The sequence below is a fragment of the Streptomyces sp. NPDC043867 genome (genome assembly GCF_056435845.1).
In genome coordinates this window covers 70608-85404 of sequence record NZ_JBWKDS010000027.1, presented here as the reverse complement: position 1 = coordinate 85404, position 14797 = coordinate 70608, and the positions used below count along the sequence as shown (strand labels likewise).

Genomic DNA, 14797 nt, shown 5'->3' with positions numbered 1-14797 from the left:
CCGCCAGGCGGCGTCCCGACCGCTGGAGGAACATGGCAGGAGAACTGCGTCGGCTCCGTCGGGCGAGTACGCGTCACGCGGCGCCCTTCGCGTGGGGCGCCGCGCAGGGGCTGCGATTCGGATGAGGGACTGGAGCAAGGATGGACGGCACTTCTCGCGTCTACGACGTGGTGGTCCTCGGTGCTGGTCCCGCGGGTGAGAACCTGGCCGAGCGCACCAGGGCAGCCGGGCTCACCTCGGTGATCGTGGAGAACGAGCTGCTCGGCGGCGAGTGCTCGTTCTGGGCGTGTGAACCGAGCAAGGCCCTTCTGCGTCCTGTGGTGGCGCGCGCCGACGCCCGTCGGGTACCGGGGCTGAGGGCAGCGGTGGAGGGACCGCTGGACGTCCCCGCCGTATTCGCCTACCGCGACAGGATGTCCGCGTACTGGCGGGACGACGACCAGGTCGACTGGCTGAACTCGGTGTCCGTGGACCTGGTGCGGGGACACGGGCGGCTGGACGGCCCGCGACAGGTCGTGGTGGAGACCGCGGACGGTGACACGGTACGTCTGACCGCCCGGCATGCCGTCGGCGTCTGCACCGGTACGACCACCGCCTTCCCCGATCTGCCCGGGCTGGAGCGGGCCCGCCCCTGGACGAACCGTGACGCGACCGCCGCCCGGCACGTCCCGGATCGCCTCGTCGTGGTCGGCGGCGGCGTGGTGGCGGTGGAGATGGCCACGGCGTACCAGGCACTCGGTTCCCAGGTGACCATGCTGGTGCGGGGGAACAGGGGGCTGCTCAGCCGGATGGAGCCGTTCGCGGGAGAGATGGTGGCGGACTCCCTGATCGCCGCCGGTGCGGACGTCCGCTTCGACACCTCGGTGGCCGGCGTGGTCCGCGAGAACGGCGACGGCAGTCCCGTGCGGGTCACCCTGGCCGGCGGGGAGTCACTGGTGGCGGACGAGATCCTGTTCGCGACCGGCCGCTCGCCGCACACGGCGGACATCGGCCTGGAGACGGTCGGACTGACCCCGGGCGACTGGCTGAGGGTGGACGACTCGTACCGGGTGACGGAGGTCCCCGAAGGGTGGCTCTACGCGGTCGGTGACGTCAATCACCGGGCCCTGATGACGCATCAGGGCAAGTACCAGGCCCGCATCGCGGGGGCGGTGATCGGCGCGCACGCCAAGGGCGAGCCGCTGGACGACGGCAGATGGGGAACGCACGCCCCGACCGCCGACAGCGCCGCCGTGCCCCAAGTCGTCTTCTCCGAACCCGAGGTGACCAGCGTCGGGCTGACGTCTGCGGAGGCGGAGCGCACCGGACGCCGTGTCGACGTCGTGGACTACGACATCGGCAGAGTGGCCGGCGCGCTCCAGTTCGCCGAGGGGTACCGCGGTAAGGCACGCGTGCTCATCGACGCCGACGTCAGGACCGTCGTCGGAGTGACCTTCGTCGGGCCCGGCACCCAGGAACTGCTGTACTCGGCCACCGTCGCGATCGCCGGCGAGGTGCCCGTCGATCGGCTCTGGCACGCCGTGCCGGCGTTCCCCACGATCAGTGAGGTGTGGTTGCGCATCCTCGAGACCTACCGGGACACCGTGGAGAGCGAGCGCTGAGGTGACGCGGTCGCCGTCGCGGTCGCGGTGAAGCCGACGTGCTCCCCGTGGTCGCGAGCTCTCCCGCTGGGCGCGGTACCGGCCAGACCGGCGGCGACGCGGGTGCCGTGTCGGCTTCGTGGAGACCGCCTGAGTCGCGCGCCGCGAACTCTGCTCGCGGCACTCGGCAGCCGGTTCGACGAGCGAGGTGCCCGGTCCTCCCGGGCGCCCGAATCTCCGGAGGTGCAGATGATGAGTCCACAGAACCAACGCCTCGGCCTGGCCGGCCAGACGGTCGTGGCGCCAGTTCGGGGATGGGTCTGGCGACTTCTCACCGAGTACGGGCCGAAGGCGGCCAGGTCGTCATGGTCGGACGTGACCGGGAAAGGCTGGAGCGAGCGGCCGCCGCGATCGGGCCACTGAGCACCGCGAGCCTCGACGCCGCCGACCCCGACCGGGTCCAGCAGTTCTTCCAGGACCTCCCCCACACCGTCGATCACGTGTTTTCGACGGCAGGCACCCCGTCGTACGCTCCGCTGGCGGACATGGACGTAGCAGAGACCAGCCGCCATTTCGGCGAACGCCTCGCGATGACTCTCGCGATCGCCAAGGGAAGCCGGGGCAAGGTCCGAGCCGGCGGAACGCTGCTGTTCATCGGGGGCACCGGCGGCCGGCGCCCCGGTGTCGGCCTGGCCGCCACCTCAGCGCTCACGGCGGCGCTTCCCGCGCTCACGGCGAGTCTGGCGCTCGAACTGGCGCGGATCCGCGTGAACCTCATCGCCGCCGGGTTCGTCGACACCCCTTTGTCGGCCGCCGTACTCGGCGATCAGCTTGAAGCACGACGGGAGGAACTGCGCTCCACTCTCCCCATCCGGCGGGTCGTCGGTCCCGAGGACATCGCCGCGCTGGCCGTACACATCATGTGCAACGAGGCGCTGACCGGAGCCACGTACGACATCGACGGCGGTCAGCAGTTGCTGTAGCCCTGGAGAGTCCTGGGTTCCGGCCGCGGGACCAGGGTCCAGGGACTCGGATCAGGTGCGGGACTCCGGGTCCGGCGTCCCCGGGGTCTTTGCCAGAGCGGCCTTGGCCCGCCGGGTCTCCTCGTCGGCGAGGACTTCACTCCGGCCGTGGACGAGCGCCTGCACGGTCTGCTCGGCCACGTCGGCCGCGCTGATCTTCGGCGCGTCCGTCCAGGCACTCAAATCCGTGTCCACGAAGCTCGCATGGACGCCCACGACGAGGGTGCCCTGCTCACTCAGCGCCTGCCGCAGGGCACTCGTCAGGGACCACTGCGCCGCCTTGGACGCGGCGTAGCTGGGGAGCAGCGGCTGCCCGACCCAGGAGGCCAGCGACAGCATGTTCACGATGGCGCCGCCTCCGTTGCGGGCGAGGATCGGAGCGAAGGCACGGGAGACCGCCCAGGTTCCGAAGTAGTTGACCTCCATCGCCTCGCGCGCTCCGTCGAACGGTCCCTCCCACAGCCTGGTGCTCGCGCCCCCGATGCCCGCGTTGTTGATCACGATGTTGACGTCCCCGGCCGCGTCGGCTGCCGCCGCTACCTCTTCGGGCCTGGTGACGTCCAGGCGCAGCGGAACGAGGTCGTCGTCGTGCACGGTCGCCGGATCGCGAACGCCGGCGTACACCTTGGTCGCGCAATGACCGATCAGAGCCCGAGCGAACGCGCGGCCGATACCGCGGTTGGCTCCCGTCACCAGGGCGACCGATCCCTCGATGTCCATCGCGCTTCCTTCCCGTCGGCGCCTGCCGCCCGTTGAGCGGGCCTGCGGACGTCCTGACCGAATGCACGCCGGCCGCCGGGCACAGTGCGCACCCCCCGGGCAGAAACCCCTTCTGCCAGCGTGCATCAGATGTCGGGGCTCCGCATGGCCGGGCGCTGCCGGGACGGACGGAGGGCTACCGCGTCTTCACGTACCGCGCCCGCTTGTCCGGCGCCAGGCGCTCGGTCGCGTACCGCACCGTGATCCTCGGCAGCTCCGCGAGATTCCGGTCGAGGAAGTCCACGATCACCTGCTCGTCCCGGCGGCCGATCTCCCTGAGCATCCATCCCAGCGCCTTGTGGATCAGCGGCTCCGGGTCCCGCCGCAGCCTGAGAACCAGCCGAAGGGTCGGCTCGAAGCTGCCGGCTCGGATCAGCGCCAGCGTGGCCACCACGGCGATCCTGCGGTCCCACAGCCACGGCGACGCGGCCAGTTCGTCCAGCACGTTCAGCGCGTCCAGTGGGCCGTCCAGGAGCCATGGCCCCAGCACGACATGGGCGGAACCGTCCACCAGGTCCCAGTTGTCCACGCAGTCGGTGCGGGCCAGATAGAAGTCGACCAGCGCCTTCCGGTCGTCATCACGGGCACCACGCATCCGCTCGGCCAGAATCAGCAGACCGGTGAACCGCTCCTCGTGCACTCGGCTGCGCAGTAGGACATCCACGTCTTCAAATGGCAACTCCGGACACCGGCGCGCCAGTTGGCGCATCACCGGAACGCGTACGCCGAGCAGCTCGTCGTCTTCCGCGCGGCTGAGCACCCGAACCAGCTGCGCCCGGACAGCCGGCTCCGCGTGATCCCTCAGCTCGGACCGCAGATTCCCGAGAGTGCCAGTCGTCATGCTGACGGACGTTAGCGCTCCGGGGCCCGGCAGGGCGAAGGGGCCCGGCGGTGCACCGGGCCCCTTCTGCGGGCGGGTCAGGCGCGCACGATGTTCTCGGCCTGGGGGCCCTTCTGGCCCTGGCCCACGTCGAAGGTGACCTGCTCGCCCTCAACAAGCTCCCGGTAGCCGTTGCCGGAGATGTTGGAGTAGTGGGCGAAGACGTCCGGTCCGCCGCCGTCCTGGGCGATGAATCCGAAGCCCTTCTCGGAGTTGAACCACTTCACGGTACCGCTGGCCATGCTGCTCGTCCTTCGATATCGCCGGGCGTCCCGGCTGGTCTGTTGGCAGGGCCCTCCGCGACCGGACGGCACCCGGCATCCGTTCTACCCCGTCGACGCCTCGGTATCCGGCTTTTCCGCCGGTCGCAGCGTGCCGCGGCACCGGGCCGGGTGAGAGGGTCTTCGGCAGGGGTGACTGCTCCAGGACCGAGGCGACGTTGTAGAACCGCTTCGCGATCTTCGCGGCGGCCGGGCTGTCGAACAGGTTGAAACGGTGCTCCCCAACCCCTGTGACAACGGGTTCATGTGACGGGCGCCACTGACGGCGGGTGCCGAACGTTCGGGGTCGGGCCGACCGGTGAGGGAGGGGAGTACGTAGCGGATGCCCCTACCCGGGGCCCTGCTGCTTGAGCGGCACCGCTTGGCCGGTGACGCGCCTATCGCTTGAGCGGCACCGCTTGGCCGGTGACGCGAATGCGCGGGTCCGCAGGGTCGATGTCCACACTGAGCAGGCTGGGGCTGCCCATGTCCTCGCCCTGGCGGATCCGCACGGTCCGGCCGCGGGGTGCCAGGCCGAGACTCCTCAGGTAGCCGCCGAACGCGGCCGCCGCGGCGCCGGTGGCCGCGTCCTCCACCACTCCCCCGACGGGGAACGGGTCGCGGGCGTGGAAGAGGTCGTCCGACTCCTTCCACAGCAGTTGCAGCGTTGTCCAGCCGTGACGGCGCATGACGTCGCCGAGGGCGTCGAAGTCGTAGGCGAGGTCGGCCAGTCGCGCCCGGGTGGCGGCGGCGAGGATGAGGTGCTGCACGCCGCCGAAGGCGACATGCGGCGGCAGAGCGGGGTCGAGGTCCGTCTTCGCCCACCCCAGGGCGGCGAGGGCCTCGTCCAGCTCGGCCTGACCGGCCGGCCGGGTGCGGGTCGGGACGCTGGTGAGCGTCGCGTGGAGGGCCCCGGCGGAGTCGGCGACCGTGACGACGGGGACCTCGCCCACCGGGGTGTCCAGCACCAGCGTTCCGGGACCGATGCGCTCGGCGAGGGCGACGGCCGCGGCGACGGTGGCGTGCCCGCAGAAGTCGACCTCGGCGAGGGGGCTGAAGTAGCGCACGGTGAAGCGGCGCCGCTCGGCATCGTGTCCCGTGATGAACGCCGTCTCGGAGTACCCCACTTCGGCGGCGACGGCCAGCATGCGGGCGGAGTCGAACGACGTGGCGTCCAGGACGACGCCGGCCGGGTTTCCGCCCTGAGGGTCTGCGGTGAATGCGGTGTAGTGGAGTACCGCGTCGGTGAGGCTCGCTGTCATGTCCCCACGGTGCCACCTGTCAGCCATTGAAGGAAGCGATGATTGTCGATGGTCTCCATCGACGATTCCGATCGACGATTCCGATTTCCCGCGTACAGTCCCGGTGTGGAGACGCAGTTGATCCGGACTTTCCTGACCGTCGTGCGGACGGAGAACTTCACCGCGGCCGCAGCCGAACTCCATCTGTCGCAGTCCACCGTGACGGCGCAGGTCAAGACCCTGGAGAAGTTGCTGGGAGTCCAGCTCTTCGACCGCATGCCGCGCGGTGCCCGCCTGACGGCGGCGGCGCGACGGCTGGTGCCGGAAGCCGGCGCCGTCCTCGAAGCGGAGGCAAGGCTGCGGGCGGCCGCCGCGGACTCGGAGCCCTCGGGGACAGTCGCCGTCGCGGCCGGTGACACTCTGTGCTCCGCGCACCTGCCGCACGTGATCGTCGCCCTGCGCCGCAGCCACCCGAACATCGCCGTGCATCTGTTTCCCGCCGGCACGCAGGCCGCGGTCGAAGGGCTGCGCAGCGGACAACTGGATCTCGCCCTGCTCCTGGAGGACTCGGTTGCCTTCCCCGGTCTGACGGCATCCGTGATCGCCACTGAGCCGCTTTGCCTCGTGGGGCCGCCGGGTCATCCCCTGGCCTCGCTGCGAAAGCCCGCCGACTGGCCCCGACTTGCTGAGGAGGACGTCTTCCTGCACGAGGAGGGCTGCTCCTACAGCGACCGCATCGCGGGCCTGCTCCAGGCCGCATCCGGCGCCCGGACCCGCCTGACCCGGCTGGGCAGCAGTGAAGCCGTCCGCAACTGCGTCATGGCAGGCCTCGGTATCAGCATCCTCCCCGCCGCGGCGGTCGAGAACGCGCTGCGGGAGGAGCGCCTGACCGTCATCAGCGGCCCGGCACTCCCCGACGTCTCCGTCCAACTGGTGCGCCACGGGGAGCGCTGGACCTCGCCCGCGGTCCGCGTCGTGGTCGAGGCCCTGACGAAGCACTTCGCCACCGCGTAGGGCCGGTGCCGACATCGGGCGGGGGCTGCCGCCGGCGCACGGCTTCCCGCTCTGCCGTTCCCCTTCAGGAACGGTCTGACGGGTCCTCGTAGGACCAGGTCCGGTAACGGCTGCGGAATTCGGCCAGCAGCTCGTCGGTCGCCTCGGCACCCGCGCTGACAGCAGCGTGGACGTCGCGGAAGTAGTTCTCGTAGCCGGCGGGGGTGTACAGACACAGAGCGCGGGCGAGAACGGTACCTCCGTTGCGGAAACCATGCGGGGCGCCACGGGTCGCGGCGAGCAGGCTGCCCGGGCCGGCCGTCACCTCGCCGTCCCCGGTGTGCAGCGTCAACTCGCCTTCGAGGACGTAGAAGTACTCGTCGTGCCCGTCGTGCACGTGCGGTCTGGCGCCGATCGTGCCAGGAGCCAGGCTGAACTCCTCGAAGGCGAAGTGCCCGCCCGTGTGCTCACCGGTGAGTCGGAAGAAGTGTGCGACACCGGCGACCTGCAAGAGTTCACCGTCCTGAGGGCGGCGCAGCAACGCACGTGCGGGAGCGTGGGCTTCGTGATCGGTCATCGGGACATTGTCACCCGGCAGTCGAGCAGTTCTCCGACTGGACCTCCTCCGTTGCAGCCCCGCCTGTGGCGTGCCGCGATCAAGGGCGGACGAGGCGTTTCATCCGCCCCAGCCGTGGCGGCAGTTGTTGGGGGCCTTGGTCCGCTCGGCGGCGAGTGCGCCGGGGACGAGCGAGGGGCTCGTGTCGTCACCATCGGTTGAGCGGGCCGGGTGAGGCACACGCTGGTCACCACCGGCGACTGCTGGGGATGATCACGACCGTCGGCACCGTGATGCGACGACGGGGACCAGCTCCCCCTCTTCGTCGACCTACAAGCGGGGTGGGAAGGGCGACCGCAGAGTCATCGTCCACACTCACCATGCATGCCAGGGTCGCCGGCCCATGGTCCGGTGGGCCGGCGACAGGATACGGCGAGGGCGCCGGTGGGGCGGCTCCGTCGGAGGCGGTGCGTCACACCCCCACGCATGCCCCCGCCCGCGGTGCCCCGGCGACGGTGGTCACATGGCGCCGGGCGACTGTCGCCGGGCCTCGTCGGCCACTTCCTGGCCGGACTGCCGGGCCTGCTCCGTGACCTGACCCGCCTGGTCGGTGGATGCCTCCTTGGTCGTCCGGACAGCCTCCGCGGCGCTGTCCTTGACCTCCTGAGTGGCCTGCTTGGCCACCTCGGCGGCGTCCTCCTTCACATGCTGCGCGGATTCCATCGCCGCCTGCTTGACGGGCTCGATCACCTCACCGGCGTTCTCGGAGAGCTGGGAGACCGCCTGCTCCTCGGCCTGCGAGCCGGGCAGGAGCGAGGCGGCGAGCAGCCCGGCGCCAAACGCGATCAGGCCCGCCGCCAGCGGATTGCCCTGCGTCTGCCGGACGGCCTGCTCCGGGGCGCCGCCGACCGCTTCACCGACCTGACCGGCCTTCTGGCGCACCGTGCCCGCGGCCTGCCCGACGCTGTCCTGGACGGACGCGGCGGCCTGCTGCCCGCGGTCCCTGGTGCTCTGCGTGGTCCCGGAAGCGGTGCCCATGACACGCTCACGCGCTCCGGAGAACGCTCCGCGGACTCGACCGGTGCGACGGCGCACGATCCGTCCCGGGCTGGTGCGGTCGGCCAGCCGGTCGACGTTCTCCGACAGGCGCCCGCGGGTGGCCTCGATATCGGTTCTCACTTGGTCGGGTGACGTGCCCATTGCGCGTCCTCCTTCAGGGTCTCCATGGTCTGCTCCGGCTTCGGGGACACCTCCCGCATCCGGGAGCGGCCCTTGCTGAACAGCACTGCCGCGACGACCGCCCATACGGCGGCGACGATCAGGGCCGCCCATCCGGTGTCCATCACGTTGGCCAGGCCGTACATCGCCGCGAGCGAGGCGAACAGGGCGACCATGTAGCCACCGAATCCGGCTCCCCCGTACATTCCGGCGGCCTTGCCCGCCTTGGTGGCCTCCTCACGAATCTCGATCTTGGCCAGTTCGGCTTCCTGCCGGAAGAGCGTCTGGACGTCGGAGGCCACTTCCGACAGCAGTTCCCCGACCGAGGAGTCCTGACCGCGCGGCTCCGGTGCCATCGACGACATGTCACACCTCCGGGTAGGCGTGCGGCTCGACACGTACGGCCGCCAGCGGCGGTCCGGGCGGCCCCACCTCCGGTACCGGGGTGCGGGCCTCCTGCACTCCCGGTCCGGACTGCGCCTTGCCGCCGGCCTTGACGAGTCTGCCGGCCGCGAACCCCGCCAGCGCCGCCCCCGCCAGGAAGGCTCCCGGCCGGCGCCGCGCGAACCCCTTCAGGTTCTCGCCCATACCTTCCACGCCGTGCCGGTCCAGGTAGTCCGCTGCCCGGTGGCCACCGTTCGCGGCCTGGGACACCATGCTGCGAGCCGGGGAATCGCCGGGCGCGTTGCGCGTCAGTTCCGACAGGTCGTCCGCCCACTGGCGTACCGTCCCGGCTGCCCGCTGCGTCTGACCCTGCATTTCCTCGGTCACACGGTCCCGCAGGTCTCCCACGGCGCCCTCGGCCTGGCGGCGTGCCGTTTCGGCTACCGTCCTGGCCTGATCCATCGCGGTCCCCGCCACCTCGCCCGCGGCGTCCCTGGCCTGACCCGCTGTGGCCGATGCCTGTTCTCTCGCGGTCTGTCCGGCCGCCTGTACGCGCCCGGCCCCGCCGTCGGCGGACTCAGTACTCATGGCCCTCACCCTCTTTCCGGGCGCGGATCGGCCGTCATGCTTCGGTGAAAGACAGTGCGGGGGCTACCACCCGCTCGCCACGGTGGTCGTCTCTCGACTCGGTGAAGGGGCCTTACCGCGCCTATGTGCTCATGTACCGATTGAGACCCTTTGCGAGTATCCGAGGCATTCCATGCGAAACAGCCTGGGTGCGCATAAATAGGACAGCCGGTGTCGGCCAGGTCGCGCCGGGGCCCGGGTCAGGGCTGGGGCCCGGAGCGACCGGCTTCCCCGGTGAGTACGGGGAAGCCGCAGCGCGAAGCGGCTCCCGCCGGGGGCCACCGGGCCGGAAGCGACCTCGCCCGCCCGCCGAAGCTCGTCAAGGAAGCGGTGCCGATGCGCCGCCGTCCCGCTTCTCACTCCCACCGCGCGGCGCTCGCCGGTCGACGGGGGGCCTGCCGCGCTCCGCGAAGGGGTAGCACTACGGCGCGCATGTCCCGCTCGCCGGCCGCCTCCGAGGAGAAGTCACATGAGGATCGCTATCACGGGTGCGTACGGCTTCCTGGGGCGCCTGCTCACCGGGGCCCTGCTGCGTACGCGCACCCTCGGCGGTGAACCGATCACCCGGCTGGTGCTCGCCGACCGGGTCGTGCACCCGGACCTCCCGCTGACGGCCGACCCGCTCGTGGACATCGTGCGCGGTGAACTGCTCGACAGGTTGGATGAGTTGTTCGCCAGGCCGGTCGACGTGGTGTTCCATCTCGCAGCCGCGGTGTCGGCCGAGTGCGAGGCGGACTTCGACCTCGGGATGCGCGTGAACCTGGACACCACCCGAGCCCTCCTGGAAGCCGCACGGGCCCAGTCGTTGGCCGGCGGGCCCGTCACGCGGATGGTCTTCGCCAGCAGCCTCGCCGTCTACGGATCCCACCCGGCGATGCCCCTGCCGTCCGTGGTCAGTGAGACAACTCTGCCGACGCCGCAGTCGAGCTACGGGACACAGAAGCTCGCCTGCGAGTATCTCGTCGCGGACTGCACCCGCCGTGGCTTCGTCGACGGACGCGTCGCTCGTCTGATGACCGTCGCCGTGCGGCCGGGCAAGCCGAACGCGGCCGCCTCCGGTTTCCTGTCCGGCATCATTCGCGAGCCGCTCGCCGGACTCCCGGCGACCTGCCCGGTCGACCCCGCCCTGCGCGTGGCTCTGGCCTCACCGCGACGCACGGTGCAGGGGATCCTCCGTGTCGCCGAGGCCGAACGGGGCGCCGGACCGGGGCGGATCGAGGGCCCGCTGCCCGTCAACCTCCCCGCTGTCACGGTCTCCGTCGCGGAGATGCTCGCCGTCCTGCGGCAAGTGGCCGGAACCGCAGCCGACTTGGTGACCATCGCCCCCGACCCGGCGGTCGAGGCCATCGTCGGCTCATGGCCGGCCGTCTTCGACAACACGCGCGCCACCTCGCTCGGGCTGGAGCCGGACCCGGGCTTCCTTTCGGTGGTACGGGACTACCTCGACGATCACCCCCACGCGGTGACCCGCCCCTCGGACGCGTAGGGGTGCGCCCGGCAGCCCACCGCGTCCGCGCGGGGTCCCGCCGAGCAGACCCTCGCGCGGGCGGGGTCACGCCTCGCTGAGCAGGGGGTCGAACGCGCTCGAGCGCCGGCGACCCGACATGAAGGACAGGAAGTCCTTCAGGAACGCGCTGCGGGAGTACGTGCCCTCGGCGTCGGCCATGTCACGCCGGAACCCTGTCCGGAACAATGCCCGGTACTCGTCCCCGTCGATGGTCTGGCTTGCGTCCCGGTCGGTGGCGTCGAAGAGGACTTCCGCGACTCTGATCAGCGCGGGCCCGGCCAGCGACGGGACACCGGCGGCGTACTCCGCCCTGCTGATACGGCCGTCACCGTCGGCGTCGAGGGCGGCCTGCAGTTCCCGCCACCAGTCGGCGTACGCGTCGTAGAGCTTGGTCTCCTCCGGTTCGTCGAGGTCGAGGCGGCCGGACAGTTCCCGGGCCATGGCGGCGAGGTCGGGCCAGTCCAGGAATCCGTCGCCGGTCTGGTCCAGTACCGCGTCGAAGAACTCCTCGGCGCTGCGCTGCGGCTCGCCCGCCCCGGCGGGATCGGGCTGCGCGGGCAGGGGGGTGATCAGCCTGATCAGGGCGCCTGCCCGCTTCATCCCGTCGCGCACCGCCGTGATGCTCCGCGCGCGGGGGTCGTCGCTGTCGGGCGAGAGCGAGAGGAGGCCGGCGATGTTTTCGGCCTTGATCCAGCCGTCCGGCAGGAAGCGCGCCAGGCCGACGGCCAGGTAGGCGCTCTGCATCAGAGTCTGGGCCCCGGGGATCTCGGGCAGTCCTGCCCGGCGGCGGAAGGATTCGGGAAGGGATGCCACCGTGATGGCTCCGACGACGGGACCGGCGAGAGCCCGGCCGGCCGCCCACACCGTGGGCAGCCCGTCCAGCAGGGGCGGCGCCGGGAGATGGTCGAAGAGCTTGTAGAGGATGATGCGCAGCGCCTCGGTGTTCTCGAGTTCCTCTTCGACCATGTGGTCGAAGTACTGCCAGAACTCCTGCAGGGTGGGCGGCAGATGGCCGGCCTGGTCGCCCATTGCCGCGAGCAGCGCCTGGAAGTCGGCGTACAGCCTGTCCATGGTGCCTTGTTCGAGAGGCTGGCCGCCCAGTCGGCACAGGGTGACGGCGCTCTCGAACAGGGTCGCCACGACCCAGGCGCGGACCTTCGGATTCATCGCGTCATAGGGCCGGTTGCGCGCATCGGTACCGTTCAGCCGCGCGTGCAGGCGATTGAGCCGCGCCGCCTCCCGCTGCCGGGCGTGCTCGTCGGCGCCGAACATGCGCTGCATGCTGACAAAGGTGTTGCGCAGCCGCCGCCACGGGTGTGCCACGAAGGTCGAGTTGTCGAGGAGGGCAGCGCCGATCTGCGGGTGGGCGGCCTCCAGTACGGTCGCCCGCACCATGGCCAGCGCCCAGCGCGGGTCGTTGAAGAACTCGTGGAACTGCGCCCCTGTGCCCGTCCCGTCCGCTGCCTCGGACGCCGGCCGGGACGGGCCCCCGCCGGGGCCGCCGGTGCCGGAGTCGGCGCTGCTGGAGTGGGTGCTGGCGGTTTCGGTCACGCTGAGGGTGCTCCGTTCGCGGTCGGCGGGACGCCGCCGAAGCGGCGGTCGCGTTGCTGATACGTGTGCAGGCACTCCACGAAGTGCGTCGCGCGGAAGTCGGGCCACAGCACCGGCGGGAACATCCACTCGGCGTAGGCGACCTGCCACAGCATGAAGTTGGAGATGCGCTGCTCCCCGGAGGTCCGGATGACGAGATCCACGTCGGGTGTGTCGGGGAAGGGCAGATGGGCGGCGAAGCTCTGCTCGGTCACCGCGTCGGCCGGCACCCCGCCGCGGATCAGCGACCGTGCCGCCTCGACGATGTCCCCGCGCCCGCCGTGGTCGAACGCCACGGTCAGCGTCATGCCGCGGTTCATACCGGTCAGCGTCATCAGGTCCTCGAAGTCCCGGGCGAGTACCGCCGGGATTCTGGAGTCCGTCACGCCGAGGAACCGGCAGCGGATGCCCCGGGCGTGCAGCAGCGGAGCGTGTTTGCGTACGACGCGGCGCACCAGTTGCATGAGGAAGTCGACCTCGTTGCCCGGGCGTCGCCAGTTCTCGGTGGAGAACGCGTACAGGCTCAGCCACTGCACCCCTGCCGTCCTGGCCGCCTCGATCACGTCGATCACCGTCACCTCGGCCGCCCGGTGCCCCGAGGTCCGCGGCAGTGACCGCCGTGCCGCCCAGCGGCCGTTGCCGTCCATCACGCAGGCCACGTGCCGCGGCGGCGTCCGTGGTTTCCGGTCCTCGTCAGCGGGGCCCCGGCACGGGGCATCGACCGGCGTCGAGGTGGCACTTCCGACGGCTTCGTCAACTGTCACGCCTGCTCCTCACGGCTGCCACCACACGGTCCCCCTCGACGAGCACGCGCCCGTTCCGCTCCAGACGGCCCCCTGGCCCCTGTCTGGATCAACGAGCAGCAGCGTGCCGTGGCCGCGACCGGGGCACGCCGCGATCCCCGCGCATTCACTCCCGCGCGCGCCCGGACGCACAGGTGGACGATTAGCGGAGCCGGTACGTCCTGGCGGGCCTCCGGCGACGGGATCGACGGCGGGCCCCCTCACGCCGACGGACCGATGCCCCCTGCCCCGGCGTACCGAGGGTGTACCGCTCGCCATCCGCCGTCCTTTTCCGGGCGGTTCACGGCCGGACCGAAGCGGCGCCGCGGCCGGGAAGTCGGCATCACCGAAGAACGACGCACCATCCGCCCGCTCCCGTGGACCCCGCTTGATGTGCTGGGCCTCAACCTGTCCCACCTCACCCAGGCGCAGATCGACGCCGTCATCGCGGCCCATCCCCGGCCCGACTTCAAGCGGCAGATCCTCAAAGCGTTCACCGACGGCTTCCGGCACCGCCCCGACACCACCTTCGGCACGGTGAACGCGGACGTCCTGGAGCACTTCGCCCCGGGTTTCCGGCGGACCGACTTCGTCGGATCGTGCAGCTGAGCGCGATCGTAAGCAGTGGGCGGCTGCCCGGCCGATGAAGGTCGGGCTGCCGTCTTCGTGCTGTTGATCTGGGGATCTACTCGTCTCGACGAGGACGCGCGCTACCGCGTCCGGGTCGTCACCCGCCGATGGTCAGGCGAGTCTCGGGCCGGGTGACGCGTACACCCGGGGGGCGCCGGTCGTCGGGGGTGGTTGCGGGGAAGGCGGTGACGACGGGCTGCTGGGGCCCGTCTTGGCTCCAGCAGCGCAGGAGGTAGTTGACCTGGCCTATGAGTTTGACAGCCGTCCTGGCCGGGTTTCACCGACTGGTAGTGGAACAGCACAGGGCGGCCGAGAACCAGCCAGCTCCACGGGTTGGACTGGTAGGTGTGCGGAGCGTGCAGGTCGACGTTGAACTGGTAGACCCCGTACTCGTCATGCCGCAGGCTGCGGACCGGCGCCGGGATCCATGACCGGGGCTCTGGAGCGCGTGCGATTCGAGGGACACGGTGCCTTGCGCTCACCCTTCGCGGTCACCGGCCTTGCCGCTGTATCGTTTCGCCGCCGCACTGGTCCTCAGCGACCTCATCGCCACGGCCAGCCGCGGGAAACTGCACATCCAGGTGGACCGGACCTCGCCAGCGGCTGGTTTCGACCTGCCGGTCGGCCCTTCCCAGCCCCTCAGACCGTCGCCGGGTCGTCCACGGATACCGCCCCGGAGGCCTCGACAGCCTCGTCGCCCCCATGTCCGGGGCCTCTGTACGCCGCCGCCTGGTGGAAGTGACGCTCAACGCCTGCGGCTGGACGGGG

At 71.0% G+C, this 14797-nt stretch carries 14 protein-coding genes and 2 pseudogenes; 5 read left to right on the top strand and 11 right to left on the bottom strand.

The window, feature by feature from the left end; genetic code table 11:
• Positions 1 to 140 precede the first annotated feature (140 nt).
• On the top strand, positions 141 to 1601 hold the full coding sequence (locus AC069T_RS25415) for a dihydrolipoyl dehydrogenase family protein (RefSeq protein ID WP_478784914.1): 1461 nt from the start codon (positions 141 to 143) through the stop codon (positions 1599 to 1601).
• A 293-nt stretch (positions 1602 to 1894) separates the two neighbouring features.
• Entirely contained in the window at positions 1895 to 2563 is a 669-nt protein-coding gene (locus AC069T_RS25410; protein ID WP_478784913.1) for an SDR family oxidoreductase, read from the top strand.
• Positions 2564 to 2614: 51 nt separating this feature from the next.
• Here AC069T_RS25410 and AC069T_RS25405 read toward each other — a convergent pair whose 3' ends face one another.
• The 4 genes from AC069T_RS25405 to AC069T_RS25390 all read right to left on the bottom strand — a co-directional run bounded on the left by AC069T_RS25405 (position 2615) and on the right by AC069T_RS25390 (position 5763).
• On the bottom strand, positions 2615 to 3322 hold the full coding sequence (locus tag AC069T_RS25405) for an SDR family oxidoreductase (RefSeq protein WP_478784912.1): 708 nt from the start codon (positions 3320 to 3322) through the stop codon (positions 2615 to 2617).
• Between the two features lie 175 nt (positions 3323 to 3497).
• Complete coding sequence (locus AC069T_RS25400) at positions 3498 to 4202, bottom strand: DNA alkylation repair protein (protein ID WP_478784911.1); 705 nt, start codon at positions 4200 to 4202, stop codon at positions 3498 to 3500.
• Positions 4203 to 4279: 77 nt separating this feature from the next.
• The gene (locus tag AC069T_RS25395) at positions 4280 to 4483 is read right to left on the bottom strand and encodes a cold-shock protein (RefSeq protein WP_358852537.1); all 204 of its coding nucleotides are present in this window, start codon (positions 4481 to 4483) and stop codon (positions 4280 to 4282) included.
• A gap of 416 nt (positions 4484 to 4899) precedes the next feature.
• Positions 4900 to 5763, bottom strand: coding sequence for a PhzF family phenazine biosynthesis isomerase (locus AC069T_RS25390; protein ID WP_478784910.1), 864 nt, complete (start codon positions 5761 to 5763; stop codon positions 4900 to 4902).
• 105 nt (positions 5764 to 5868) lie between these two features.
• Between AC069T_RS25390 and AC069T_RS25385 the strand changes: the two genes are divergently transcribed.
• Complete coding sequence (locus tag AC069T_RS25385) at positions 5869 to 6756, top strand: LysR family transcriptional regulator (protein WP_478784909.1); 888 nt, start codon at positions 5869 to 5871, stop codon at positions 6754 to 6756.
• 64 nt (positions 6757 to 6820) lie between these two features.
• Here the strand turns inward: AC069T_RS25385 and AC069T_RS25380 are convergent, their stop codons facing one another.
• From AC069T_RS25380 to AC069T_RS25365, 4 genes are all read right to left on the bottom strand, one after another.
• Positions 6821 to 7312: a cupin domain-containing protein gene (locus AC069T_RS25380; protein WP_478784908.1), complete on the bottom strand. Its 492-nt coding sequence runs from the start codon at positions 7310 to 7312 to the stop codon at positions 6821 to 6823.
• A 498-nt stretch (positions 7313 to 7810) separates the two neighbouring features.
• A complete protein-coding gene (locus AC069T_RS25375) occupies positions 7811 to 8491 on the bottom strand; it encodes a DUF3618 domain-containing protein (protein WP_478784907.1) in 681 nt (226 codons plus the stop codon).
• The gene (locus AC069T_RS25370; protein ID WP_478784906.1) at positions 8467 to 8874 is read right to left on the bottom strand and encodes a phage holin family protein; all 408 of its coding nucleotides are present in this window, start codon (positions 8872 to 8874) and stop codon (positions 8467 to 8469) included. The genes AC069T_RS25375 and AC069T_RS25370 overlap by 25 nt, the downstream gene beginning before the upstream one ends.
• Before the next feature lies 1 nt (position 8875).
• Positions 8876 to 9481 carry a hypothetical protein gene (locus AC069T_RS25365; RefSeq protein WP_478784905.1) on the bottom strand — a complete coding sequence of 202 codons (606 nt, stop codon included), beginning with the start codon at positions 9479 to 9481 and terminating at the stop codon, positions 8876 to 8878.
• A 508-nt stretch (positions 9482 to 9989) separates the two neighbouring features.
• Here AC069T_RS25365 and denD point away from each other — a divergent pair.
• Positions 9990 to 11006: a D-erythronate dehydrogenase gene (denD, locus tag AC069T_RS25360; RefSeq protein WP_478784904.1), complete on the top strand. Its 1017-nt coding sequence runs from the start codon at positions 9990 to 9992 to the stop codon at positions 11004 to 11006.
• A 66-nt stretch (positions 11007 to 11072) separates the two neighbouring features.
• Here denD and AC069T_RS25355 read toward each other — a convergent pair whose 3' ends face one another.
• On the bottom strand, positions 11073 to 12578 hold the full coding sequence (locus tag AC069T_RS25355; protein WP_478784903.1) for an oxygenase MpaB family protein: 1506 nt from the start codon (positions 12576 to 12578) through the stop codon (positions 11073 to 11075).
• Complete coding sequence (gene uppS, locus AC069T_RS25350; RefSeq protein ID WP_478784952.1) at positions 12575 to 13276, bottom strand: polyprenyl diphosphate synthase; 702 nt, start codon at positions 13274 to 13276, stop codon at positions 12575 to 12577. The genes AC069T_RS25355 and uppS overlap by 4 nt, the downstream gene beginning before the upstream one ends.
• Positions 13277 to 13789: 513 nt before the next feature.
• Here uppS and AC069T_RS25345 point away from each other — a divergent pair.
• Positions 13790 to 14008: pseudogene (locus tag AC069T_RS25345) on the top strand (HD domain-containing protein); the annotation flags it as partial.
• Positions 14009 to 14280: 272 nt separating this feature from the next.
• On the opposite strand, the pseudogene AC069T_RS25340 reads toward AC069T_RS25345, so the two are convergent.
• Positions 14281 to 14460, bottom strand: a pseudogene (locus tag AC069T_RS25340) (phospholipid carrier-dependent glycosyltransferase); the annotation flags it as partial.
• Between the last annotated feature and the right edge of the window lie 337 nt (positions 14461 to 14797).